18 protein-coding genes are annotated in these 25,288 nt (G+C 68.9%); 9 read left to right on the top strand and 9 right to left on the bottom strand.

Features of this window, described 5'->3' with window-relative positions:
- The first annotated feature begins 70 nt into the window (after window positions 1–70).
- The 5 genes from gcvH (at window position 71) to ACZ4WS_RS33600 (ending at window position 4,958) form a co-directional block, all read left to right on the top strand.
- Window positions 71–448: a glycine cleavage system protein GcvH gene (gcvH, locus tag ACZ4WS_RS33620; RefSeq protein WP_467986495.1), complete on the top strand. Its 378-nt coding sequence runs from the start codon at window positions 71–73 to the stop codon at window positions 446–448.
- A gap of 11 nt (window positions 449–459) precedes the next feature.
- A complete protein-coding gene (gene glyA / locus ACZ4WS_RS33615) occupies window positions 460–1,719 on the top strand; it encodes a serine hydroxymethyltransferase (RefSeq protein ID WP_467986494.1) in 1,260 nt (419 codons plus the stop codon).
- Window positions 1,720–1,825: 106 nt separating this feature from the next.
- On the top strand, window positions 1,826–3,193 hold the full coding sequence (locus tag ACZ4WS_RS33610; protein WP_467986492.1) for an L-serine ammonia-lyase: 1,368 nt from the start codon (window positions 1,826–1,828) through the stop codon (window positions 3,191–3,193).
- Between the two features lie 251 nt (window positions 3,194–3,444).
- Entirely contained in the window at window positions 3,445–4,059 is a 615-nt protein-coding gene (locus ACZ4WS_RS33605; protein WP_467986491.1) for a type IV toxin-antitoxin system AbiEi family antitoxin domain-containing protein, read from the top strand.
- Window positions 4,059–4,958 carry a nucleotidyl transferase AbiEii/AbiGii toxin family protein gene (locus ACZ4WS_RS33600; RefSeq protein WP_329364093.1) on the top strand — a complete coding sequence of 300 codons (900 nt, stop codon included), beginning with the start codon at window positions 4,059–4,061 and terminating at the stop codon, window positions 4,956–4,958. Before ACZ4WS_RS33605 ends, ACZ4WS_RS33600 begins: the two co-directional genes overlap by 1 nt.
- Before the next feature lie 268 nt (window positions 4,959–5,226).
- Here ACZ4WS_RS33600 and ACZ4WS_RS33595 read toward each other — a convergent pair whose 3' ends face one another.
- From ACZ4WS_RS33595 to ACZ4WS_RS33580, 4 genes are all read right to left on the bottom strand, one after another.
- On the bottom strand, window positions 5,227–5,874 hold the full coding sequence (locus ACZ4WS_RS33595; RefSeq protein ID WP_467986489.1) for a hypothetical protein: 648 nt from the start codon (window positions 5,872–5,874) through the stop codon (window positions 5,227–5,229).
- Window positions 5,875–5,917: 43 nt separating this feature from the next.
- The gene (locus tag ACZ4WS_RS33590) at window positions 5,918–8,182 is read right to left on the bottom strand and encodes a hypothetical protein (protein WP_467986488.1); all 2,265 of its coding nucleotides are present in this window, start codon (window positions 8,180–8,182) and stop codon (window positions 5,918–5,920) included.
- A 375-nt stretch (window positions 8,183–8,557) separates the two neighbouring features.
- Entirely contained in the window at window positions 8,558–9,670 is a 1,113-nt protein-coding gene (locus ACZ4WS_RS33585) for a phosphorylase family protein (protein ID WP_467986487.1), read from the bottom strand.
- Between the two features lie 651 nt (window positions 9,671–10,321).
- Window positions 10,322–10,870, bottom strand: coding sequence for a DUF1062 domain-containing protein (locus ACZ4WS_RS33580; protein ID WP_467986619.1), 549 nt, complete (start codon window positions 10,868–10,870; stop codon window positions 10,322–10,324).
- 554 nt (window positions 10,871–11,424) lie between these two features.
- On the opposite strand from ACZ4WS_RS33580, the gene ACZ4WS_RS33575 reads away from it, so the two are divergent.
- The 4 genes from ACZ4WS_RS33575 to ACZ4WS_RS33560 all read left to right on the top strand — a co-directional run bounded on the left by ACZ4WS_RS33575 (window position 11,425) and on the right by ACZ4WS_RS33560 (window position 16,835).
- Complete coding sequence (locus ACZ4WS_RS33575; RefSeq protein WP_467986618.1) at window positions 11,425–12,393, top strand: phosphoribosylglycinamide synthetase; 969 nt, start codon at window positions 11,425–11,427, stop codon at window positions 12,391–12,393.
- A 268-nt stretch (window positions 12,394–12,661) separates the two neighbouring features.
- On the top strand, window positions 12,662–15,574 hold the full coding sequence (locus ACZ4WS_RS33570; protein ID WP_467986485.1) for an AfsR/SARP family transcriptional regulator: 2,913 nt from the start codon (window positions 12,662–12,664) through the stop codon (window positions 15,572–15,574).
- Between the two features lie 127 nt (window positions 15,575–15,701).
- A complete protein-coding gene (locus ACZ4WS_RS33565; protein ID WP_467986484.1) occupies window positions 15,702–15,872 on the top strand; it encodes a hypothetical protein in 171 nt (56 codons plus the stop codon).
- A gap of 246 nt (window positions 15,873–16,118) precedes the next feature.
- Window positions 16,119–16,835, top strand: coding sequence for a response regulator (locus ACZ4WS_RS33560; protein WP_467986483.1), 717 nt, complete (start codon window positions 16,119–16,121; stop codon window positions 16,833–16,835).
- Between the two features lie 3 nt (window positions 16,836–16,838).
- Here the strand turns inward: ACZ4WS_RS33560 and ACZ4WS_RS33555 are convergent, their stop codons facing one another.
- The 5 genes from ACZ4WS_RS33555 to lysX are packed head-to-tail and all read right to left on the bottom strand — an operon-like array spanning window position 16,839 to window position 25,172.
- A complete protein-coding gene (locus ACZ4WS_RS33555) occupies window positions 16,839–17,909 on the bottom strand; it encodes an acyl-CoA dehydrogenase family protein (protein ID WP_467986481.1) in 1,071 nt (356 codons plus the stop codon).
- 1 nt (window position 17,910) lies between these two features.
- Window positions 17,911–19,065: an acyl-CoA dehydrogenase family protein gene (locus ACZ4WS_RS33550; RefSeq protein WP_467986479.1), complete on the bottom strand. Its 1,155-nt coding sequence runs from the start codon at window positions 19,063–19,065 to the stop codon at window positions 17,911–17,913.
- Window positions 19,066–19,075: 10 nt separating this feature from the next.
- On the bottom strand, window positions 19,076–23,167 hold the full coding sequence (locus ACZ4WS_RS33545; RefSeq protein ID WP_467986616.1) for a non-ribosomal peptide synthetase: 4,092 nt from the start codon (window positions 23,165–23,167) through the stop codon (window positions 19,076–19,078).
- Between the two features lie 5 nt (window positions 23,168–23,172).
- The gene (locus tag ACZ4WS_RS33540; RefSeq protein ID WP_467986478.1) at window positions 23,173–24,297 is read right to left on the bottom strand and encodes a M20/M25/M40 family metallo-hydrolase; all 1,125 of its coding nucleotides are present in this window, start codon (window positions 24,295–24,297) and stop codon (window positions 23,173–23,175) included.
- Window positions 24,294–25,172: a lysine biosynthesis protein LysX gene (gene lysX / locus ACZ4WS_RS33535; RefSeq protein ID WP_467986476.1), complete on the bottom strand. Its 879-nt coding sequence runs from the start codon at window positions 25,170–25,172 to the stop codon at window positions 24,294–24,296. The genes ACZ4WS_RS33540 and lysX overlap by 4 nt, the downstream gene beginning before the upstream one ends.
- Window positions 25,173–25,288: the final 116 nt, after the last annotated feature.

The raw sequence follows: 25,288 nt of genomic DNA, 5'->3' as shown, positions 1-25,288 counted from the left end.
CTGTGTGACGTCTCGTATCCCAAGACCACCCGTTCATCACCACTCCCCCGCGTACAGGAGAATTCAGGCCATGAGCAACCCCCAGCAGCTGCGCTTCAGCAAGGAGCACGAGTGGCTGTCGGTCGCCGAGGACGGCGTCTCGACGGTCGGCATCACCGAGTTCGCGGCCAACGCGCTCGGCGATGTCGTCTATGCCCAGCTCCCGGAGGTCGGTGACACGGTGACCGCGGGCGAGTCCTGCGGCGAACTGGAGTCGACCAAGTCCGTGAGCGACCTGTACGCGCCGGTCACCGGCGAGATCGTCGAGACCAACCAGGACGTCGTGGACGACCCGTCCCTGGTGAACTCCGCCCCCTTCGAGGGTGGCTGGCTGTTCAAGGTACGCGTCGCGGACGAGCCGGAGGACCTGCTCACCGCTGACGAGTACACCGCCTTCACCGCCGGCTGAGGAGTCACCGCATGTCGCTTCTGAACACGCCCCTTCATGAGCTCGACCCGGACGTCGCCGCCGCCGTCGACGCCGAGCTGCACCGCCAGCAGTCCACCCTGGAGATGATCGCCTCGGAGAACTTCGCTCCGGTCGCGGTCATGGAGGCCCAGGGCTCGGTCCTGACCAACAAGTACGCCGAGGGCTACCCGGGCCGCCGCTACTACGGCGGCTGCGAGCACGTCGACGTCGCCGAGCAGATCGCGATCGACCGGGTCAAGGACCTGTTCGGCGCCGAGTACGCCAACGTGCAGCCGCACTCGGGCGCCTCCGCCAACCAGGCCGCGCTCTTCGCGATGGCCCAGCCCGGCGACACCATCCTCGGTCTGGACCTGGCCCACGGCGGCCACCTGACCCACGGGATGCGGCTGAACTTCTCCGGCAAGCAGTTCAACGTGGTCGCCTACCACGTCGAGGACTCCGGCATGGTCGACATGGCCGAGGTCGAGCAGCTCGCCAAGGAACACCGGCCGAAGGTGATCATCGCCGGCTGGTCGGCGTACCCGCGGCAGCTCGACTTCGCGGAGTTCCGCAGGATCGCGGACGAGGTCGGCGCGTACCTGTGGGTCGACATGGCGCACTTCGCGGGCCTGGTCGCGGCCGGTCTCCACCCGAACCCGGTGGAGTACGCGGACGTGGTCACCTCCACCACCCACAAGACGCTGGGCGGCCCGCGCGGCGGCATCATCCTGGCGAAGAAGGAGTTCGCCAAGAAGCTGAACTCCTCGGTCTTCCCCGGCTTCCAGGGCGGTCCGCTGGAGCACGTGATCGCCGCCAAGGCCGTCTCCTTCAAGGTCGCCGCCTCGGACGACTTCAAGGAGCGCCAGCAGCGCACGCTGGACGGCGCGCGCATCCTGGCCGAGCGTCTGGTCCAGGACGACGTCAAGGCCGTGGGCGTGGATGTCCTGTCCGGCGGTACAGACGTGCACCTGGTCCTGGTCGACCTGCGCAACTCCGAGCTGGACGGGCAGCAGGCCGAGGACCGCCTCCACGAGGTCGGCATCACGGTCAACCGCAACGCCATCCCGAACGACCCGCGCCCGCCGATGGTCACCTCCGGCCTGCGCATCGGCACGCCCGCCCTCGCCACCCGCGGCTTTACGGCCGAGGACTTCACCGAGGTCGCGGACATCATCGCCGAGACGCTGAAGCCGTCCTACGACGCGGAGTCCCTGAAGGCCCGGGTGTCCGCTCTGGCCGACAAGCACCCGCTGTACCCCGGCCTGAAGTAATTCGGAAGTAATTCGTACGGAACGTACGAATCCTCGGGGCGCCGAGCACACTGGAGGTGTGCGCGGCGCCCCACCCCCTGCACCACCCCCGCTTTGAGGAGTTCCCGTGGCCATCTCGGTCTTCGACCTGTTCTCGATCGGCATCGGCCCGTCCAGCTCCCACACGGTGGGCCCGATGCGCGCGGCACGCATGTTCGCCCGGCGGCTGCGCAATGAGGAGCTGCTGGACTCGGCGGCGTCCATACGCGCCGAGCTGTACGGCTCCCTGGGCGCGACCGGGCACGGGCACGGCACCCCGAAGGCGGTCCTCCTCGGCCTGGAGGGCGCCTCGCCGCGGACGGTGGACGTGGAGGGCGCCGACGACCGCGTCGAGGAGATCAAGTCGGCGGGCCGCATCAAGCTGCTCGGCTCGCACGAGATCGGCTTCTCCTTCGCCGACGACCTGATCCTGCACCGCCGCAAGGCACTGCCGTACCACGCGAACGGCATGACGCTGTGGGCGTACGACGCCCAGGGCGCGGAGCTGCTGTCGAAGACGTACTACTCCGTCGGCGGCGGCTTCGTGGTCGACGAGGAAGCGGTGGGCGAGGACCGCATCAAGCTCGACGACACGGTCCTGAAGTACCCCTTCCGCACCGGCGACGAGCTGCTGCGGCTGACCCGCGAGACGGGCCTGTCGATCTCCGCCCTGATGCTGGAGAACGAGCGGGCCTGGCGCACCGAGGAGGAGATCCGCGAGGGTCTCCTCGCGATCTGGCGCGTGATGCAGGCGTGCGTCTCCCGGGGCATGTCCCGCGAGGGCATCCTGCCGGGCGGCCTCAAGGTCCGCCGCCGCGCCGCCGTCTCGGCCCGTCAGCTGCGCGCCGAGGGCGACCCGCTGGCCCACGCGATGGAGTGGATCACGCTCTACGCGATGGCCGTGAACGAGGAGAACGCGGCGGGCGGCCGCGTGGTCACCGCCCCCACCAACGGCGCCGCGGGCATCATCCCGGCGGTCCTGCATTACTACATCAACTTCGTGCCGGGTGCCGACGAGGACGGCGTCGTCCGCTTCCTGCTGGCCGCGGGCGCGATCGGCATGCTCTTCAAGGAGAACGCGTCCATCTCCGGCGCCGAGGTCGGCTGTCAGGGCGAGGTCGGCTCGGCCTGCTCCATGGCCGCGGGCGCCCTCGCCGAGGTCCTCGGCGGCAGCCCCGAACAGGTCGAGAACGCCGCCGAGATCGGTATGGAGCACAACCTCGGCCTGACCTGCGACCCGGTCGGCGGCCTCGTCCAGATCCCCTGCATCGAGCGCAACGGCATGGCCGCGGTCAAGGCCGTCACGGCCGCGAAGATGGCCATGCGCGGCGACGGCTCCCACAAGGTCTCCCTCGACAAGGTCATCAAGACCATGAAGGAGACCGGCGCGGACATGAGCGTCAAGTACAAGGAGACGGCCCGGGGCGGGCTCGCGGTGAACATCATCGAGTGCTAGCGAAATAGGCCCTGACCTGCGCGTTCGTGTCTTTCAGCGCTGTCAGGGCCTTCCCTGCTTACACGGCAGAAAGTCCCTGGAAACGCCCTGGGACAGACGTGAAAGTCCCTGAAAAGTCCCTGGGAAATCTCACGGGATGGGCGTCTGGCCTGTGGGTTCGTGGCACATAGCCAACGACGGGAACTCCGCCCCCGCCATCTGGATGTATCGAATCGACCCCCTAAGCCCACTGGAGGGGTACCATTCGATACATGAGTGCTGCGGAAATCTCGCGCCTGGAGCAGCGGCTGGCCGGCCTCCCCCCTACGTTCACGACAGCGCAGGCACGTCAGGCCCTGCTCTCCGCTCGCGATCTGGCGTACCTGGTCGCCGAAGGGGAGATAGACGAACTGTCCCGTGGTGTGTACCGGCGGGCAGACGCGCCGGAGACCGCATACGCAGACCTACTGGCCGTGTGTACGCGGGCGCCTCACGCTGTCCTGTGCGGGGAGTCCGCCCTGGCTCTGCACGAGCTGATCGACGACATCCCTAGCGCCGTACACATCGCCGTACCACGCGGATCACGCCGTCCCACGATCTCTTATCCCCCGACCGTGGTGGCGCAGTACGCGGCGAAGACCTTCAACCTCGGCGTCGACCGGTTCGAGGCCGCACCAGGAGAGACCATTCCCGCATACAACGCCGCCCGCAGCGTCGTCGATGCGATGCGCCACCGTGGCAGAATCGGCGAGACCATGGCCCTGTCCGCACTCGGCCGCTACCTGCGTCGCAGCGGACGGAGCGGGATCGGCGAACTCCAGCTCATCGCCCGCGAGCTGGGTGCGCTCTCCGTCATCCGCCCCGCCGTAGAGGCGGTGCTCGCCTGATGGTCAACCCAACTCGCGATACCACCGCAGGCCGCGTCTACAACGACCTGCGCAATCTGGCTCGTCGCAACGGCCGTTCAACGGACGAGGTCATGGTCGAGTACGTACTCGAACGCTTCCTCTACCGCCTGGCAGCATCCCCCCTCGGCCGCGAGCACTTCATCCTCAAGGGCGGCCTGCTGCTCGCCCAGTTCGGCGCCCGCCGGATGACCCGTGACATCGACATCCTCGGCCGCGCGTTCTCCGGCGAGGAAGCCGAGATCTTTCGCAGAATCGCCGCGATCGCCACCACTGAGGTCGACGACGGCGTGGCATACGACTCCGCCACGCTCAGAACCGTACCCATCCGAGAGGAGGACGAGTATCACGGCCTACGGCTGTCCATGGCCGCATCGATCGCCCGGGCGCGTCTCAAGCTCCAACTGGACATCAGCTTCGGCGACCCCATCACTCCCGGACCTCAGACCATCAACTACCCGCAGCAGCTCACCACGGAAAGCTTCCAACTCTTCGGCTACCCGCTCGCCACCGTCATCGCCGAGAAGCTCTCCACCGCCGTCTCACTCGGCGATCTCAACACCCGCGACCGGGATTACGCGGACCTCTACCGCCTGCTGACGCTCAACAATCTCAACGGCGGAGAACTGGCCGCAGCACTGACCGCCACCGCCACACACCGCGGCATCGAGCTGAAGCCCCTCAGCGCCGCGATCACCGACCTCGCCGAGCGCCGCCAATCCTCCTACGCCGCTTGGCGCCGCCGACAGGGGCCTTCCTCGACCGGCTATCCGAATCTCTTCACTGACGTGGTCGGCCTGGTCATCGCATTCGCAGACCCACTGCTCGTAGGCACTGCCGCCACACGTAGTTGGAACAGCTCAGCCAGTACGTGGACGTGATCCAACTCCCTCACAAACCGCAGGAGATGCCCCACGCCCCGAAGCGTCAATGGCGTCCTGTCACTGATTGTCGGAAGCACCCGACATACGGAGTGGTGGATGCCCACTCGTTCGTGATGCCGAGGAAATGCGGGAACTTCCCATCCGTAGAGCAACGTTGCGAACCGGGGCTACATGGGTCCGGAACAGTGGCCTGGAGCCCGGCGGCCAAGGCAACGAGGCTGCGGGCGCAAGCAGGAAGCAAGGTGGACCCGTTCGGCCCCGGCGGTCACACTGATCCGGACCCCACCCACAACTTGTCAATCAGACGCATCAGGACATCGTATGTCTCTCCACGGCGATATTTGATCACGGGGGATTCCCTGCCATGCCGGTCCGCCGAGTACGGAGTCAGATAGACGACCCGTTCGGTTGCGATAATCCGGCCGATGTGTGGAATGCCATAACCACGTGCTTCGAGGTGTCCCGCGACCGTGAGCGGAGCAAGGTAATCGTAGGTCGCCGCGATCTGGCGGCGCAGCAGACCGGTACCGAAAGCGGAGTCGAAGACTTGGATCTCCTCTTCCCGGTCGGTGATCCAATCCGGCTCGCCTGCGGGAACATCAAGTTTCGGCAGCAGTATGCGGCAGCGACAGCGGCGAGCCCGACAGCGAAGGACCAGTTCCTCGAACAAGTCGCGCTGTAGTTCAGCACCGCGGCCTGTCAGAATGGACACCTCCCTCGCCCGACCGAGTTCCCGCTTGATGTCGTGCGCCGCATCTCGACTGTTGGCGAAGACCTCTTCCACATCCAAGTGTAGTAGATGGGCAGCAAGGCCACGCAGAAAGCGACGGGCAGTCTTCGAAAATACCCATACCAATGCCAAGAAAAGAGCGCTGGCAAGCAGCGATGTGCCAATATCGCGTAGAAAAACCATTCCTCATCCCCCGCTGCGCCACTCGCTCCGCCCGATCAGCGTCTCATGCCGACCGGCTCTTGCGTACCGCAAGCAGAGCCCTGAGCGGTTCCAGAGCTTTCTCGTCGGGACGGGCTTGTTCCAGTGCCGTGAGCAGGGCAAGCCGGGCCTCCGGACCGCCCTCGCCGTAGGCGTACCCGGCGATCGCCCGCAGATGGTCGTACGCCATGTTGTGGTCCGCGATGGGCAGGAGTCGGTCAGAATTCATGAGCCGCTGCACATCCCGCACGATCCCCTCGCGGAATTCGTGGCTTCCCATGTCCTGGAAGGCTTCCAGCACCTCAGCGAGTTCGGCTTCGACGAGCGTGAACTCGGAAGCGACGGCTACCCCGGCCAGGATGGCGACGACCTCGTCGAGGTCCGCTGGAGTCCACGTCGCCGCAAGGCAGTTGGCCCGTGCCGACACCAGCGCGGCTCGCAGGTTCAGGCGAGCGGGAAACTCGGCTGCCAGCGTCTTCAGCTGGTCGACCGCCTCCGGAGTGCCGCGGCGGCTCAGCGTCCCGGGCAACGCTTCGCGCCAGTCCAGCGCCTCCATCTCGGGAGTCATGCTGTATACCCCGAGCGGTCGGCTGTTCCGGTCCTGAGGGAAGAGTGCGTCGAGCCACCGATAGAGCGCGCTCAGCCCCTCTTCATCGGCGTGTACCTCGACATTCCCACGCTCGGAGCGCCCGGCGCATTTCAGAGCGAGATCCCGGCTGAAGCGGTCCGATGCGTCGATCAGTGCCCTGAGACTGGTCCAGGCCTCGAAGCCGTCAACCTCAAACAGAGCGCAGGCGACGAGCACCGGCAACTCGAGATCCACGGCTTCGCCGTCCCGCTCCACAGCCATGAGGGCGAACTCGGCCACAGACCGTGCAAGAGGGTTCTCAACAGTGAGAAGGTCGGCGAGGAGACCGGACCACGTACGAACTAGCCCTGCCCGACCCTCGCCTCCCTTCTCGAATGCCTCTGCGGACACCGACCACACACCCGCTGGACGCGTCGCGCGGAAGTCGGGCAGTAGGGCAGCGGACAGCGCCGCCAGGAAGTCTTCCCACATCTCGGTGACGACCGAGGACCAGGTCGCCTCGACTCGTTCCAGAACTAACGGTTGTACGCCGCTGGCCAGTTGCGCCCTGGCAGCCGTCCCGATCGCACGAGTAAGACCCTGGGGGTCATTGACGACCGCCCTCCGGAGCAGTAGCGCCCACGTCGTGGACGAGAGGACGTACCACGGGTCGGCGATCGCGCCCACCCAGGCACTCCACCGGTCTGGTTCGAGGTCGTCCAGCCGACCCGCGTCGTCGAGCAGCGACAGCGACAGGACGCCGGCCCAGGCGCGCTTGTCCTGCTTCTCCAGTCCGAGCCATTCATCGGCGTGGTCGTTCTCACGGCGCAGGAATTCCAGAGCGCAGCCGGGCAAGTCGGCGAGTTCCTCTGCGTTGAACATGGAGCATCCCGGCCAGTCGCTGATCTTGTCGTCGAAGCGGAGCTGTCCCTCTCCGGTGTTCGGATCGCACTGCAGGTTCCAGAGCAGAGTCCAGAAACTGTCGGTGTCATGCTGACGCGCCCTCTGGAGGCGCTCCCGCTGCCGTGCGATGAACTTCGCGCTCTCGGGCCAGGTTGCCGGGGAGGTGGCACAGTGGTTCCTGCGCCAGTTGTCAGCGAGATCACCACGGATCTCGATCGGCTCGTAGAACCATCGCAGATACGGCCAGGCAGGATTGTCCTGGCTCTGGTAAGCGAGTTCGAAGTGTTCTTGGCTCCGCTGATCGAAGAGGATCTCCGCGAGCCGCGCATACGCGTCTGCCTGCTCGGTCTTCTCGGCGCAGTCAGCGGCCGTTTGCAGCGCCCAGGCGAAGTCACCTGAGTCGAGCAGGGTGTGCCGGTCCCCGTGCGATCCTTCGGGCTCCCCGAACGACGTGCGGTGGGACTGCCATTCGCGCACGATGAGCCACGCGAAATACCTCATGGCCTGTCCCGCCAAAATTCCCCGGGCGAGCAGGGCGTCGGCGAGCTTGCGTCGCAGATCACGTACCTGGGCCGGCTCCAGCCCATCGGGCGTGATCGGGTTCAGCGCGTGGGGGAACTCCGCCTTCTCATGGCCCAGCATGCGAGCCGTCACGATCCGGGCGATGTCGGGCAACAGCGACTCTGCACCCGGAATACTCAACGCCCTGTCGACTGTGCCGGAAACAAGCCTGTCTTCCGCGAACCGCTTCCTGCGACCGTCGGGTACCGCTGTCTGGTCCTCCACGTCCTGCGCCAGCCATGACACGATGCGGTGCACATCCTCCGCGGGGCACGTGACTCCCCAAGACCTCGTCCCAGGTGGTGGCGGTCAGATCAGGGCCGTCGATCCACACGCAACGGTCCGCCCCGTTGAGGATGAAGGGGTCGTCCCACATCGGTAGCCCCTGCACCAGCAACCTGAACACTGAGGTTTTTCCGGCACCCGGCTCACCCAGCAGTACGGTTGCCCCCTCACGGGCGACGTCACCCGGGGCAGCGAGCACACCAGCGGTGGCCTCCGACCCTGGGGGCGCCAAAATGTGCTCGTCGCCCAGGAATCCGTCGTCGTCCAGCGGGAATAGGTCCCCGTCGGGAGAACTGTCGGCACGTACGCGGCACCAACGCGGGGCCTGCACAGTAAAAATCTCATTCGTCATGGCAACAACCGGCTCAGCCCTTCGAGGGCCCCGTCGTCAGGTCGAGCGCACTCAAGAGCGGTGTAGAGGGCCGTGCGTGCAGCAAGAGGATCCCGATAGGCGTTCATCCGGCGAACGATCTCCCGGACATGATCACGAGCCACCGATGATTCCGCGGCCATGAATGCATGGGGCAGGCCGAGTGTGCGCCCCATGTCGGCGAGAAGGCTGTGCCGGAAGTCCCCCCTGGCTATGTCGTCAAAGGCCATCAGGGCCTTCACCCACTCGGCATCCGGTACTGATGCCTTGTCAATAGCTTCGGCAGAGCGTACGGCGCGGCTCGAACCGCCAGGTCCAGCCGTCTCCGGCAGCAGCTCACACACGAGGGCCGCCGCCGCGGCGGCGGCATGTGCGGACGCCCGATGCTGCGAACCCGACGCATCGTCTTCACCTTTGTTGGCATCGGCGTGGTCGCTGATGCCTCGAAGGGTGAGGATCCGAAGGCCCTCCGACAGGTCGGCGGCACGGGCGACGCCGGCGGACTCCATCTCGATGGCCAGGGCGTCACCGTAGTGGAACGTGATCTGGTCATGCAGAGGAGCGACCGAGGAATTCAGGACGACCTCACCGGCGATGATGGGCTGGAAGTGAACGTGCGGACCAGTTCCCTGCCAGGTCGCTCGCACTTCATCGGGCACCCACTTGCGCCAGGTTTCCGAGCACAAGGCGATTCCTGCCGCCTGCTCCAGCCTGTGCGACACAGCGCCTGGCACCGGTCGGGCGTTGAAGCCTTCGGGTGTCTCTTTGCCCGGATGCAGATAGTGAACCTTCGTCGACACCACAACGTCACCGAGTCGGGCCTCTGGCTTCAGCCCACCCGCAACGCCGACGAACAGCAACGCCTGCGGGCGCAGCCACTGGCGGACACGCTCAGCCATGACGGCCGCCGTCAGATTGCCGGCTCCGATTCTTGAGATGGCAACGGTCCCCGCAACTCCAGGCAGCGCCCCCTGCACGAAGCGCGTGCCTTCCGGATGAACGAGCGTCGACTGGTCGCGCAACAGCAGCAACACGGCCTGGAACTCGACTGGTAGTGCGGTGAGAACTACTACGTCTGCACTCGGCTCCACGTACCCTGCCCTTGGCCTCCGCCGACAATCTCACGCAACACTAGCGCGGACGGGTCATGCGCTGTAGGCCGAAAACCCGTGAGGCATGGTGCATGAGCGATCTCCGCCTAAAGGATCTCCCCGATGGGGCAGGAAGGTGTCGACGTGTACATCTTCCAGTGCACCACCCCGTTCGCATTGGTCCTCGGATCCCGGAAGTACTCAGCGGTCGCGGACGTGCTCGGGCGTACGACGGAGGAGCCTCCTGCCCCCGACGAGGTGGACGAGGGCGGGAGGCCCACCGGTTCAGCGCTGCCGTTCGTCGTGGCGGAGGCTGACGGCGAGGCGCTGGGTGAGCGGGAGGCCGAGGGCGACGCGCCGGTGCTATGGGCACCGGACGCGGAAGTGGACGCGGAGATGGAAGTGGACGCGGAGGCCTCGTTGCCGCGTGTGCTCGTGTGGGATCGGAAAAGCGAGGGGTCGATGAGCACGACACCTCCGACGACCACCGTGACGAGGCCTCGGAGCGGTCTTCGGCCCCCTTGGGCAAACCCCAGTGTCCGAGGCCACCCTGAACGAGGTCCGTGCGGCGATGGGCACCACGTACTGACGGCGGCGTCGAGCGGGTCGGGGTGCGGATCTGCCGGACAGGCCTCTCGTCCCGGGGAGGGCTCAGCGCTTGAGCGTGAAGGTGAAGTCGCCGGAGAGCTTGCCGCTCAGCCGGACTGCCGACACGAGCTTCCCGTCCGTGATCAGTCTCTCGACCTCGGCCCGCGAAAGACCGCAGCCCTCGGCGATCAGTCGCACCGGCCGGACAGGGATCCGCGCCGCGAAGCGGACCGAGATGTCGATCACCTCGCGGTCCAGGTGATCCGATCCGCCGGTGTCGAGGCGCCAGGCGTCATCCCAGTCGAGGGCTATGTGATTGCGGCGGCGCACGACCGGATCCTGGAGCAACTCGGCTGCCAGCTTGGGGTCGTTGTCGTGCAGCCGGTCCAGCAGCTCGGGCCGGACGGAGCGCACATTCATCCGCTCCATGATCGCGAGCTTCGTAGTCTCCCCGCACCCGGTGCAGAGAGCGAGGAGCCAGACGTCGATGAGTTTATGGTTCGCGTTGATACGGAATTTGCCGCTTGTCCGGAAGCTGTCGGACGCACACACATGGCAACGACGGCGAATGAGCGGAATACGGACAGGTTCGACTACCCAGTTCTCGAGCACAGAAGCACACCTGTTTTCAGTGAGAAGTCCGCGGCGAAAAGCAGCACGGCGCACCCGCACGACGCGCGACGAATTGGTACTCGGGAGGTCTCACACGGTGCACAACGGCATGTCTTGACCGGACGACGTGGCTCGACAACACGCTATTGACAGACAACGGAACTGGTTCGCGGACATCTCACCACCAGATTCTGCTTATCGATCGGCGTGTCGACACCGGTGGGCCCGGGGTGACGTGCACCAGCCGTGCCGGCCAGCACGACGGACGCTACGGACACCCGGGCACGCTGCGCGTCCGCGCCGAGTTGAACCGCCAGGACGCATGGCGCCGACTTTTCCCCACCGCGGCTACGCCTCTCGCTTACCCGGCTCCGCACCCCGCCCGTGAACGAGAGCGGCCTCAAGTCCCTTGCCAGGAACGGGGCTTCGGCAAGGCGGGCGAGGCCGCCCGGCGGGGGGACGGGAAAGGGACCGGGGCGGGAAGACCGCATTAGACAGTGGCGTGTATGTGTGCACACTCTCCGAGAAGCTCGCAATCCAGACTGCTCCTGGTGATGCCGAGCCATCAACTCGTCCAAAAAGCCGCCAAGTTGGGGCTCCTCGTCTGGTCGCTATGGGATCCGTCGCAGCTTGAGGCCGACTTCGCGCCGTACGTCGACGCGGACTCCGAGGAGCTGCTGCTCGCCGATTTCACCGACCAGACCGGACTGCGCGAGGCCATCGCGCGGACCGCGCGGCGCCATGGCATCGACACCGTGCTGCACTGCGGACACGGCAGCTCCGTCCTGCCTGTGGTCCGGGAGGCATGGCAGCTGGGCCTGTCTCCCAACCCTCCGGCGGTGTACGAACGGCTCCAGGTCTACGAAAGAGACGACTGGGCCCCCGCGGAGGCTCCCCGGGTGAGCGTCGAGACGCTGACTGTCGACGGGATCCACCACGTCGTGGGGCTGACGGCTCAACGCACCACCGGGCCACCGCACTTCCTAGTGACGGGCTACCTCCATCCGGCGCCGTTGACCGACGACGAACGAAAGTTCATCGAGGTGGTGGTCGATGAGCGGCTGACGGCGAGCGGTTACCGCTTCGGTCCGGCCCACACACAGGTCGCGCTGTTGCCCGACGGGCCGCGGATCGTGTCCTGCCGGGCGCACCTGGGCGCCGACCGCATCCCCCTGCTCGTGGAGATCGCGCGCGGGTTCGACCTGGAGGCGGCGGTCCTCACGGGTCTCCTGGGCAGCCGCCCGGTCGTGCCGAGCGCTTCCCGGTACGCGGAGGTCGGCTTCTTCCTGCTGCCCGAAGGGCTACTGGAGACGTACACCGGCACGGAGGACATCGCCGTCACCCCGTGGGTCCGCGGAGCCCGCTTCCCGTACACCGTCGGCGACCGGATCGCTCCCGTCGGCGACCCACGCGCCCGGCGCGCCTATGTGGTCGTCGAGGCCGACACACCGGAGCTCACCCGCGAACGCGTCGCCAGGGCGCGCAACGATCTCGTCGCCGACATCCGGCCCGCAGACCGGTGACACGCGCCCCGTAGTCGTGTTCTCCTTCTGGAGCGGGCAAAGGTTGGGGGGTTCGGTCTCATAAGTCAATATGGCTAGTGCATAAACTCCACACAATGATCTACTCTCGCGCGAGCGGTGTCCCATCTCATCGCTGACGGGGGAGGTCAACGTGCGGGCCGTGCAATCGAGACTTGTTGAAGACGTGACAAGTCCTCAACCGGAGTTCGCCATTCTGGGGTCTCTGGAGGTCCGCAGCGGCAACGCTCTCATACCGGTCAACGGAGCTGTGCAACGACGTGTCCTCGTGACGCTGCTCCTCGGGGCCGGGCACGTCGTCCCCATCTCCCGGCTGGTGATGGCCGCCTGGAACGAGGATCCGCCGGACAGCGCCGAGCACCAGGTACGCAAGACGGTGGCCAAACTTCGCAGTCGCATACCCCACGGCCCCGACATCATCGTCACCGACGGACCCGGCTACCGCGTGGTGGTCGGCGCCGGACAACTGGATCTGCTGCGCTACCAGAAGCTGCTGCGGCAGGCCAGGGAAACCCTGGACATGGGGGAGACGGGGCGGGCCGCCGCACAGTTACGTGAGGCGCTGGCGCTGTGGCGAGGGCCCGTGCTGTCCGGTTCCGGCGGCCGGGTGGTCGACGCCGCCTCGACGGCCCTGGAGGAGCAACGGCTCACCGCCGCCGAGCAGCTCTACGACCTGTGCATCGACGCGGGCGAGGCCGCCGGGATCACGGCCGAGCTGCGTGTCCTCGTCGACGAGCATCCCCTGCGCGAGACGCTGCGCGGCCGGCTGATGATCGCCCTCTACCACTCCGGGCAACAGGCCGCCGCTCTGGACGAGTTCACCAGCGTCCGCGCTCGGCTCGCGGACGAACTGGGCATCGACCCCGGCGCGGAGCTGACCGGACTGCACGAACGCATCCTGCGCCAGGATGCGTCGCTCACCCGCCCGGCACGCGCCGCGTCCCGTGTCCCGCGCCCGGCGACCGAGACCCCGCACGCACTGCCGTTCGACGTACCCGACTTCTCGGGCCGCAGCTCCGAGCTGCAATGGATCTGTGCGGCGGCCAGACGCTTCCCGGAGGGGGCGCCGTCGGTCCTGGCCCTCGACGGCATGGGTGGCGGCGGCAAGACGGCGCTCGCCATCCGCGCCGCCCATCAACTGGCCGAGCAGTATCCGCACGGCAGTCTCTTCATCGATCTGCACGGCTTCACGCCGGGTCAGACGCCGCTCAGCGCGTTCCACGCGCAGGGAGACCTGCTCGCCACCGCCGGCATCCCCAGCGAGGAGATACCCACGGTGCCTGCGGGACGCGCCGCGCGATGGCAGGCCTACATGCGAGGCCGTCGCATGGTGCTGATCCTCGACAACACCGCCGCCTCCGCACAGGTACGGGAGCTGATCCCCGCCTCCTCCGACAGCCTGGTCCTGATCACCAGCCGTCCGCGCCTGACCGGACTGGACGGAGCTGAGTGGCTCTCCGTGGGCGCCCTTCCGGACCTGGACAGCCACCAACTCCTGTGCAACACCCTGGGTGTCGAACGCGTCGAGAAGGAACCGGACGCGGCCCGTGAGCTGCTGCGGCTGTGCGGAGGACTCCCGCTGGCGGTCCGGATTGCCGCCGCCCGGCTGGCGAACCGCCCGCACTGGACCGTCCAGCGACTCGTCGAACGGCTGCGGGACCACAGCAGGCGCCTGGACGAACTCACCAGCGGAGGCCGAGGGGTGGCGGGCGCGCTGCTCCTGTCGTACCAGTCCATGCCCCGGGAACAGCAGACAGCCTTCCGGCTCCTGGGGCACCACCCCGGACGCTATCTGGACGCCGAGGAAGCCGCCGCACTGCTGGACACCGACGTTCTGACGGCCGAGGACGTACTGGAAGAGCTGGTCGACGTACGGCTGTTGGAGGCCAGGGAGCCGGGGGTGTACGCGCTGCACGACCTGGTGCGCAGCTTCGTGCAGCGGGTCGCGCAGAGCGAGAGGGCGCCGGAGGACGGGCAGGCGATGCGGCGCCTGCTCGATCACTACCTGAACACGGCGGAACGCGCGTGCGACACGCTGTTTCCCGGACGGCACCACATCGGAGACCGCGGCGAGGAAGCCGGGGCACACCCCGAATTCGACCACAAGGACAAGGCACTCCAGTGGCTCGACCAGCACCGCGACAGTCTGCTGGCGGCGGTGGAGGCCGCATATCAGGGGGGACTGCTGTGGCACGCCGCGCGGCTGCCGCACGAGCTGGGCTTCCACTCCAGCATCCGCGGCTACGACACCAGGGCGAACGCGGCGCTGGAGACGGGGGTCTTGGCGTCGCGGCAGCTCGGCGACCAGACGTTGACCGCCCGGAACCTGATGAACCTGGGCATGGGCAAGTGGCGGCTGGGGCGCCTGCGCGAAGCGGTCACCCGGCTGGAAGAGGCCGTGGAACTGTCCCGGCAGATGGAGGACATGCCCAGCGAGGCGGCGTGCCGGGCCCGGCTGGGACAGGTGTACAGCAGCATGGGGGAGCTGGAACGCGCACTGCGGTTGAACCAGGAGGCCAAGGAACGGGCGCAGGAGCTCGGTTTCACCCGGCTCGAAGCGTCGTCGCTCAGCATGCTGAGCCTGATCCTGACGCGGCTCGGGCGCTTCGAGGAGGCGGTGGAGTCGGCGGTGCGGGCGGTGACCATCTTCGACTCGATCAAGGAGATCCAGCTCTCCGTCGGCGCGCTGAGCAATCTCTCCCAGGCGATCGAGGGCCTGGGCCGCTTCGAGGAGGCGCTCGCCCGGGCCGACGCGGCGCTGGAACGGTGCCGGCGCATGAGCATGCCCTCCGTGCTGCCGCTCGTCCTCGCGCGAAGGGCCGACGTACTGGTGCGCCTGGGCGACCTGGAGGAGGCGGCGGACAGCGCCGACCACGCCCTCGCCATGGCCAACAGCAGTACCGGCGACATCTACCGCGCCCCCGTGCACCTCTCGGCCGGGCGCGTGCGGTACGCGCAGGGCGACCTGGACATGGCGCAGACTCAACAGCTGCTGGCCCACGAGATCGCCTGCCGCATGGAGCTGCGCTACGACGAGGCATGTGCGCTGTGGGGCCTCGCCCGTACCGCCGAGGCCCAGGGAGACCGGCAGGCGGCCCTGCAGCACCGCTCGGCGGCGGATGTCCTCTTCTCTCTCATGAAAGTGCCGGAGAGCGCCCGGTGACGTCCTGCGCGTCGAGCGGCCCACGACGCGGGGATCGGCCGGGTGTCCGGAGGGGAACGGGCCGGGAAGACGGTTCGGCAGCATCAGCGGAGTCGAATAAGACCTGCGGTTCTGAAGGAGTTCACTCATGCGCGTCACCTCTGTAGCTGCCACCGTCATTGCTCTCGGGGTCCTTCTGGGCGGCTTCACGGCCTCCGCGGCCGCCGACGCGCCGGGGACCGGGCAGCGCACCGTCGCCTCCGCCCTCTCGTCGAGCGGGCTCGTCTCCAGCCCGCTCGACGACCACGGCAACGGCTGACCGAGCGGGCCGCGACCACTGGTTGCGGCCCGGCACTCCGGCCACCCGGAAGAGCCACTGTCGAGAGTCGACACCGCGTCGGGCGGTGGACCCGCGTCCGGTCTTCCCTCGTGTCACCCGCACCGCTGCTCGTCACGCCGATGAGTCCGGACAGATGCCTTCCGCGGCCAGCCTCGCGCCGTCGCGCGCCGCGGTCCCGATCGGGACAGCAAGGCTTCTTCGTCATCCTTATCAAGGGGTAACACCATGACCATCCGGGTGCTCATCTGTGACCCGTTGCCCATCATCGTGGACGGTCTCAGGACTCTCTTCGACGCGGTGCCGGACATCGACGTGATCGGCACGACCGACAACGGCATGGAGGCCATCGTCTCCGTGCGCACCACGCGGCCCGACGTCGTGGTCACGGATCTGAACCTCCAGACCATCTCCGGACTCGAGATGATCCGCAGAATCGGCAAGGAGGAAGAGCCGCCCAACGTTGTCGTGTTCACCGCGTCCGACGCAGACAAGACGGTGAGCGACGTGCTGCACGCCGGCGCGAACTGTCTGCTCGGCAAGGACGCGAGCCCCCAGGAGCTGATCACCGCGATCCAGGCGGCGGCCGCCGGGCAGACCATGCTCGCGCCGAACATCGCGCGGCGCCTGGTCACCTGGTTCCGTGAGCAGCCGGAGCGTCAGGAGACCGCGTCGCTGTGCCCCGAGGTCACCGAATTGACCTCGCGGGAACGGGAGGTGACCCGGATGGTGGCGGGCGGCATGTCCACCGAGGAGGTGGCCCGCGAACTCATCATCGGTGAGGCCACGGTCCGTACCCACCTCTACCGTGTGCGCACGAAGCTCGGCGTCCGCGACCGCGCCGAGCTCGTGTCGCTGGCCTACCGGACCGGGCTCATCAACTCGGCGGGGCACTCCTTCGGTGACCGGAGACTGGAGCCGGCGGGCGGCCTGCGGGCGAGCTGAGCGCTACTGCCGGGCCGCCGCGCCCGCGAAGTCCGCGCCGACGGCGGCGCGGCGGGCCGCCCGGACGCGGTCCGCGCCGACGATCCGCCACAGTGCGGCGGGATCGCCGTACCGGGCGGACTCGGCCGCGGCCAGCCGGAAGTACCGGTGCAGGCCCAGTTCCGCCGTCATCGCGCGTACCCCGCAGCTCTGCATGCTCACCCGCACCACGTCGCGCGCGGTCTCGGCGGCCATCGCCAGCGCGACGACCGGCGCGGTGCCGACGGCGTCCGGCTCGGAGTCGACCAGCCAGGCCCCCTGGTACACCGCCGCACTCGTCGCGCGCAGGGCCACCAGGGCCCGGGCCAGGGGAAACGACACCGCCGGCAGATCACGCAACCGGGTGCCGGACTGCCGGCGGAAGCCGACGTATCCCACCGCGATCCGGTGCGCGCCGCCGGCGATGCCCAGCAGATAGGCGGCCTGCCGCAGCCGTGCCCGCGCGAGCGGACCGCCGGGAGAGTCGTCCAGCGTCCCGACCACGTCCGCCGCGGTGACCGGCGTGGACGCGAACCGGACGACCGCGGGCCAGCACCCGCTCTCCACGCCGACGCCGGCCGCATCGCGCGGCACCGCGACGAGCACCGGCTCGACGCCCGTCCTGGTGGCCACCAGCAGTGGCCCGGGACCCACGTGGTCCACCGTGACCGTGCCGGTCAGTTCCCAGCCGCCCGTCCGCGGAGTCGCGGTGACCCCGGTGTCAGCCGGCAGTGCCTCCAGTCCGGCCAGTGCCGCGCCCGGCGGGCCGCCCATGTCGGCTGCCATCGCATCGGCCCGGTAGGAGTTGCCGCAGGCCGCGCGGCCGAGTTCCTCGCTGACGAGCACCCCGGCCGTCAGGCCGAGGCCGAGACCGCCCTCGGACGCCGGCCGTTCGAAGCCGGCCGCGCCCAGTTCGTCGAGCACCGTCCGTGTCGGGCCCAGGGCCCCGTCGGCCACCGGCGCGCCGTGCAGTTCCCTCCGGACGGGGACGCCGGCAAGACCCGTACGCAACGCCTTGCGCAGCTGGATGCCGAGCGGATCGGGGGTGAGGTCCATGTCAGTGCTCTTCCTGTCCGATGGAGTCGAACGCGGCGGCCATGATCTGGAGCATCACCTCGGAGGTCCCCGCCGACAGCGTGAGCCCCGGCGCCTCCCGGTAGGCGGAGTCCAGGATCACGGCAGGACCGGTGCGGTCCGCCCGCTGGGCGGGGCTGGGGGTGTCGGCGGCCCAGGCCGCGATGGCCTGGGCGAGCTCGCTGCTGTGGTACTTGGCGACCGCGGCCGAGACCTGATCGACCTGGTCCGACGCCAGGCCGGTGAGCACCTCCCAGGCGAGGACGTGGTCCGCCGCGAGCGCGCCGTGCCAGCGGCCGATCTGTTCGAGGCGGGCCTCGTGCGGGGAGTCGCGGTCGCCGTCGATCAATGCGTCCAGCGCCGCCTCCAGCCAGTGCTCCGCCTTGAGGTAATAGTCGAGACCGGTGCGCTCGATGGCCAGTGCCTCGTTGAGCAGCGGCCACCCCTCGTCGCGCGGTCCGAGCAGGGCAGCGCCCTGCACCGGGACCCCGTCGAGGTCGACCCGGTGGAAGTGCTCGTCGCCGATGCCGGGTATCACCGTGACCGTCACACCGGGGGCGCCCATGTCGACCAGGAACAGACTGATTCCCTGATACTTCCCGGCGCCCGGCGTCGTACGGGCCGCGCACAGACCGAGATCGACGAACCGGGTCTTGAGGCTGAACACCTTCGTACCGGTGACCCGGTAGCCGTCGCCGTCCGGTTCGGCCACGGCCCGCAGCGCACCGAGGTCCGATCCCGCGTCCGGTTCGGTGTAGAGCACCGAGGCGAAACTCTCCCCGCGGGCCAGCGCGGGCAGGTACCGGCGCTTCTGCTCGTCGCTGCCCGCCATCAGCAGGAACTGCCCGACGATCTGGATGGTGTTGACGTGGAAGGTGTCCGGCACCCCCGCGCGCACCAGTTCCTCCGCGACGATGGCGGCGTCGGTCAGCAGGCGGCCCTCCCCGCCGAACTCGACGGGCCAGTGCACGGCGAGCAGCCCCAGCTCCCCGAGCAGGCGGTAGAGCGGACGCCCGTCCGGCTCGACGCCGTCCGCGCCGGTGGCCTCAGCCGCCGCGGCACGCACCTCGGCGGAGCGCAGCGTCTTGCGCACGTCCGCCCGGAACCGTTGCTGATCCTCGGTGAATCCGAACCGCATGTACGTCTCCTCAAGGGGCGAGCGTCTCTTCGATCGCCGCGACGACCCGGCTCAGTGCCGGTTCCGCGAAAAGGGTGTAGTGGTCGCCGGGCACGCTTTCGGCCCGGAACGGGCCCGTGCACACCGTCCGCCACTGCTCTTCCATGGCGATGTGCGGCGAGGCGGTGAGCACGGTGACCGGTCCGCCGTACGGGCCCGGTGGGCGGTACGCCCGCAGGGACAGGGCGGAGGAACGGAAGGTCTCGAAGCGGGAGACCAACTCCCTTTCCGGGAGGTCCAGTTCGACGCCGAGGTCCATCAGGGTCCTCCCGACGTCGGCCGCGCCAGCTGCCGGGTCGTCGAGGACCGCGCGTACCGCCGAGCCGTCGCGTCCCGTCAGCCTGGCGACATCGTGGACGAATCGCTGCCGTACCGTCGGCTCGTCGAGGGGGACGGAGTCCTCGTCGTAGGCGGCGTCCAGCAGGACCACCGGCGGCCGATCTCCGGTCTTCTGCTCGATCTGCCGGGCGACTTCGAAGGCGAGCACCCCGCCGTACGACCAGCCGGCCAGGCAGCACGGCTCCGGCAGGCCGGTCTCGATCAGGGACTGCGCGATCCTGGCGGCGGTCGCTTCCATCGCGTCCCGCGGAGGCGCGGAGGTGTCGCGTGGATCGGCGGCGAAACCGGTCACGCCGATGTTCTCGGGCAGCGCCCTGGCCAGCGGTATGTAGCAGAACAGTTCGCCGCCCGACGGGTGCAGCAGGATCACCTGCGCCGGTCCCGACGCCCGCATCACCACGGGCGCCCGGTCGTCACCCGGCGCGGCGGTCCGGGCCGCTTCCTGCCCGGACACGCTCTCCAGCGCGTCGAGCGGATCGCCGTCGTCGCGCCGTGCGGCGTGGACCGTGTCGATGGCGGCGGCCAGGTGAGCGACGGTGGGCGAGACGAAGAAGTCGCCGAGGGTGATCTCCACCCCGAACCTGCGGTTGATCGCCGACATCAGCTGAACGGCCTGGAGACTGTTGCCGCCCGACAGGAAGAAGTCGTCGTGCACGCCGAGCCGGTCGTCGCGCAGCAGGGGGGCGAGCACGTCGCGCAGCAACGCGCGTTCCGTCGCGGTGAGCGACTCGTCGCCGTCCCCCTCGCTCGTACGGCTCAGGTCCGGCGCGGGCAGCCTGCGCCAGTCGACCTTGCCGCTGCTGGTGAGCGGAAGCTCGTCGAGCACCACGAAGTACGACGGGATCATGTACGACGGCAGGAGCGTGCCCAGGTGTTCGCGTACCGCCGGCGTCTGCAGCCCGGTGACCCCGGTCAGGTAGCCGACCAGGTGCTTGTCCCCGTGATCGTCGGTCCACGCCCGTACGCTGACCGGACCGATTCCGTCGAAGGCGGTCAACGCCGACTCCACCTCGCCCAGCTCTATCCGCAATCCGCGGATCTTGACCTGCTGGTCGATCCGGCCGAGGAAGACGAGGCGTCCGTCCGCCAGCCGCTTCACCAGGTCTCCGGTCCGGTACAGCCGTCCACCGGGCGCGGTGCCGAATGGGTCGGCGATGAACTTCTCCGCGGTCAGCCCGTCCCGGTTGAGGTATCCGCGCGCCAACCCGGCGCCGCCGATCACCAGTTCACCCGGTACGCCGACCGGCACCTGCCGCAGGTCGCGGTCGAGCACATGGGCCACGTGGTTGGTCATGGGCAGGCCGATGGGCGGCGAGGCGTCCCAGGTGCCCAGGCACTCCTCGACGATCATCGTCACCGTGCACTCGGTCGGCCCGTAGCCGTTGAAGAGCCGCCGGCCAGGGTTCCACCGGTTCACCAGCTCACCGCTGAACGCCTCGCCGCCGACGAACGCGATCCGCAGGCCGGTGAACTTCTCGGGCGTCAGCAGCGGCATCACGGTCGGGGGCAGGTCGATGACCGTGATCCCGGCGCGTTCCATCAGCGACTGGAGCCGGTCGACGGACAGTCGCTCGTCCTCGGTCGCCAGGCACAGGCGTGCTCCGGTCAGCAGTGCCGAGAACGTCTCGAACACGGAGACGTCGAAGGTCACCGAGGCGAACCCGAGCACCCGGTCGGCCGGTGTCAGGTCGAACAAGTCCCGTGTGGAGTCGATGAAGTTGACCACGCCGCGGTGTTCGAGCAGCACACCCTTCGGCTTGCCGGTGCTGCCGGAGGTGTAGATGACGTACGCGACGTCGCCGGGCTCCGCCGCGAGCGGAGGATTGTGGCCGGGCATCGCCGCCAGTTCCTCGCGGACGTCGTCCAGCATCACGACGGGCGCGTCGACCCCGCTCACGGTCCTGGCGGCCTCGGCGTGCGCGATCACCACGCGCAACCCCGCGTCGGCGGCGATCTCCGCGACCCGCGCCGGGGGGTGCGCCGTGTCGAGCGGCACATAGGCCGCGCCGGTCTTGAGCACCGCGAGGATCGCCGTCGGCACGTCCACGTTCCTGCGCAGACACAGGCCGACCCGCGAGCCCGTCTCGACGCCGTGTTCGCGCAGCAGGACGGCGAGCCGGTTCGCCCGGGCGTTGAGTTCCGCGTAGCCGGTCTCGACGCCGGCGACCACGACGGCCACGCTGTCCGGAGACTCCTGCACGCGCGTCTCGAACTCCTCCACGATGGTGGATTCGCGTACCGGCCGCGCCGGCCCCCTGCCGGCCTCGGCCAGGAACTCCTTGTCCGCCGGGCTCAGCACCTCGGCGGCGGACAGCGGAGCGTCGGGGGCGGCGGTCAGGGTGTCGAGCAGTCCGTCGTAGTGCCGGGCGAGCCGGGCGATGGTCTCGGCGTCGAACAGGCCGGTGTTGAACTCGACGGCAAGGCGTGCGTCGCCGCCGGGCGCCGTCCGCTCCGTCAGGTTCCAGCTCATGTCGAACCGGCAGGTGCCGGTCCGGACGGTCTCGTACGAGGTGGTGACGCCGGGCAGGCCGGTCGTGGGGCGCGTGTCGTCCGCGCCGAACACGATCTGGAAGACCGGTGAGCGTGACCGGTCGAGGACCGGTTCCACCGCGTCGACGAGCTTGTCGAACGGCAGGCCGCCCTGTTCGTACGCCTCGGACGACACATGTGCGACCCGCCGGACCAGCTCGCGGAACGTCGGGTCGCCGGAGACGTCCGCGCGCAGCACCGTCATGTCGGTGAAGAGTCCGATCACCGACGACAGGGCGTCGTCCCGCCGGTTCGCGTCCGGCGAGCCGATCACCAGGTCGTCCAGGCCGGAGTAGCGGTGCAGCAGGGTGAAGAACGCGGCGACGAGGACGTCGAAGGGGCGCGCGCCCTCGTCCTGGGCCAGTCCCCTGGCCCGCTCCAGTCCTTCGCGCCGGACGGGGAAGCTCCCGCTGTCGCCCGCGAAGGTCCGTGTCTCACCGTGTGGCCGGTCGGTCGGGAACTCCAGTACTTCGGCGCCCGCCAGCTTGTTCCGCCAGTACGCGGCCGCCTTGTCCAGGTCGCCGCCCGCGCCTCGGCCGCGCTGCCACACCGCGTAGTCCGGGTACTGTACGGGGAGATCGGGCAGCCGCGGCCCGTAGCCGTCGCGCAACGACCGGTAGAACTCGGCGAGTTCACGCATCAGCACGCCCCGCGACCGGTCGTCGCACACGATGCGGGGTACGTCGAGCACGAAGAGATGGTCGTCCGGCTCCACCCGGACCAGCAGCGCGCGCCACACCGGCGTCCTGGCCAGGTCGAACGGTGTCCCGCTCCGCCTCTCCACCAGGGCCCGCGCGGCGTCGAGCCGCTGCTCGTGGTCGGCGCCCTCGGCGTCGACCAGCGGCAGTTCGACCCGGACCTCGGGCACGACCACCTGCATCGGGCCGCCCTCGCGCTCCACGATCTCGGTCCGCAGCGCGTCGTGCCGGGCCACGACCGCGGCCAGCGCCGAGCGCAGCGCGTGCGTGTCCAGACTCCCTCGCAGGCGCAGGCACAGCGGCGCCCCGGTGACACGGCTGTCCGGCGCCGGGCGGTCGAGGAACAGGAGGGTCTCCTGCGCGTGCGACAGCGGTACCGGACCCGTGTCACCGCGCGGCGTCGGGCCTCTCCGCGCCGCGGCGTCCGCCTGCTCCCTCAGCCGCGCGAGGAAGTGTGCGCGGCGCTCCGCGGGCAGCGCGGCGAGACGCTGGGTCATGTCGGTCACCGAAGGCTCCTCACGGGCCGCGGTCCGTCGCTCGCGTGGTCGCCGGAGCCCGCGGGCAGGTGTGCCAACTCCGAGATGGCGATGGTCAGCACGTCGATGCCACGCAGGTACTCCGACAGCACGATGTGCTCGTCGTCGGCGTGATCGAGGCTGCTGTCGCCCGGACCGTAGGTCGCCATCGGGATGTCCCAGACTTCGGCGAGGGTGTTCATGTCCGAGGTGGCGGTCTTCACCACCAGCCGTGGCTGGGCATGCTGCCGGCGGATACCGGACACCAGGGCGCGGACCGTCGGGTCGGCACGGCCCACCCGGCAGGCCGCCACCGAGTTCAGCACGTCGAGGTCGCCGGCCGGCAGACGGTCGCGCAGCGCGCGCACCAGCCCGTCGACGTCGAATCCCGGTGGGATACGGACGCTGAGGTCCGCCGTCGCCTTGGTCAGGTCGCCGTTGAGGCGGCACAGCGTCGCGCCCGGCTGGCCGAACACGCCGTGACCGGCGCCCGGCCCGAGCAGATCGACCAGCGCGTCCCAGCAGGCGACGGCCAGTTCGGACGCCTTCGGCGCCGGGTTGCTGGGGTGCGTGGCGGCGCACTTGACGGTGTAGCGCAGGTCGAGCTTGCCCTTGTAGCCGAGCACCACGCTCGACCAGCCGCTCGGTTCGCCGATGATCAGCGCGTCCGGCCGGTCGTGGGTGGCCCTGATCGCCATCGCGCCACGCGAGCGCGGGGTCTCCTCCTCGACGACGCCGATCACCACGATCCGGCCGGGGAAGTCCACCGCGCCGGCCGCGGCACAGATCATCGCCGCGAGCGGTCCCTTCGCGTCCACCGCGCCGCGGCCGTAGAGCCTGCCGTCCTCGGAGCGGACCGGGAGCTGACCCGAGACAGTGTCCAGGTGGCCGAGGAGCATCAGGGTCGGGCCGGCACCGCGTTCGATCACGCCGATCACGTTGCCCACGGCGTCGATGTGCGTCCGGAAGCCCAGGTCCGCCATCGCGTCGGCCAGATAGTCGGCCAGCGCGCGCTCCTGGTAGGACGAGGAGGGGATCTCCAGCATCTTGCGCAGCAGCCCGGCGGCGTACGTCTCGGTGACGTTGCCCGATGAGGTGAACGCCCAGTTCATCGTTGCGCTCGTTCCAGTAGGTGGTCGACGATGTGGTCCGCGACGTCGACCCGGTCGCCGAGTGCGGACTGGAAACCGGTGAACTCGACCCGGTGATTGACCTCCAGAACCAGCAGCCTGCCGTCGCGGTCCTCGATCAGATCGACACCGGCGATGTCGGCGCCGACCGCGGCGGCCGCGGCGAGGGAGAGCTCGGCGATCTCGGGTGTCACCTCGCACGGCAGGGTCCGCCCGCCGAGTGCGACATTGGTGCGCAAGTCCTCGCCGGTCCGGTAGACGGCGCCCAGCACGCGGCCACCGACCACGATCACCCTGATGTCCCGGTCGGGCTTGTCGATCAGCTCCTGCACGTACCCGAGGTGCGACTGCGGACCGGGCAGCGCGGCGGCGTACTCGAGGACACTCTCCGCCCCGGCACGGTCGGGCAGCCGGACCACCAGCCGGCCCCACGAGCCGACCAGCGGTTTGATCAGCGCCGGATAGCCGAGGGAGTCCAGGGCGGCCAGCGTGGCCTGCGGGGTGAGGCCTAGCACGGTGCGCGGTGTCGGCACCCCGGCCGCTTCCAGGGCCACCGTGGAGCGCCACTTGTCGCCGCACGCCTCGGTCGCGTCCGCGCTGTTGACGACGTCGACACCCGCCACGGCGAGGCAGCGGGCCGCGTACGCCGCGCGGACCTGGCCGATCTCCCGGTTCAGCGCGAGATCCCAGGGCAGATCACGCTGCCCGGCCAGGAACCACTGTCTGCGCGTGTCGACCTGCTCGAAGGGGACCCCGCGCCGGTCGAATGCGTCGAACAGCCTCTTCTCGTCGGCGCCGACCCGGCTGGCGAGTACGGCGATCCTGCAGTCACCTAGGCGCTCTGGTGTCCCTGGCACGTGACCTCCGCATTAGAACCACTGACAGATCGGACGGCATGAATGGCCTGCCTCGCAAAAAGGAAACTATGAGAGCACCGACGCTGTGCGCGTCCGCGACAAGTTCATTCACGACG

The sequence above is a fragment of the Streptomyces sp. NPDC029292 genome (assembly GCF_055569295.1).
The sequence above is the reverse complement of the archived record's forward strand: the minus strand, read 5'-3'. Positions and strand labels throughout refer to the sequence as shown.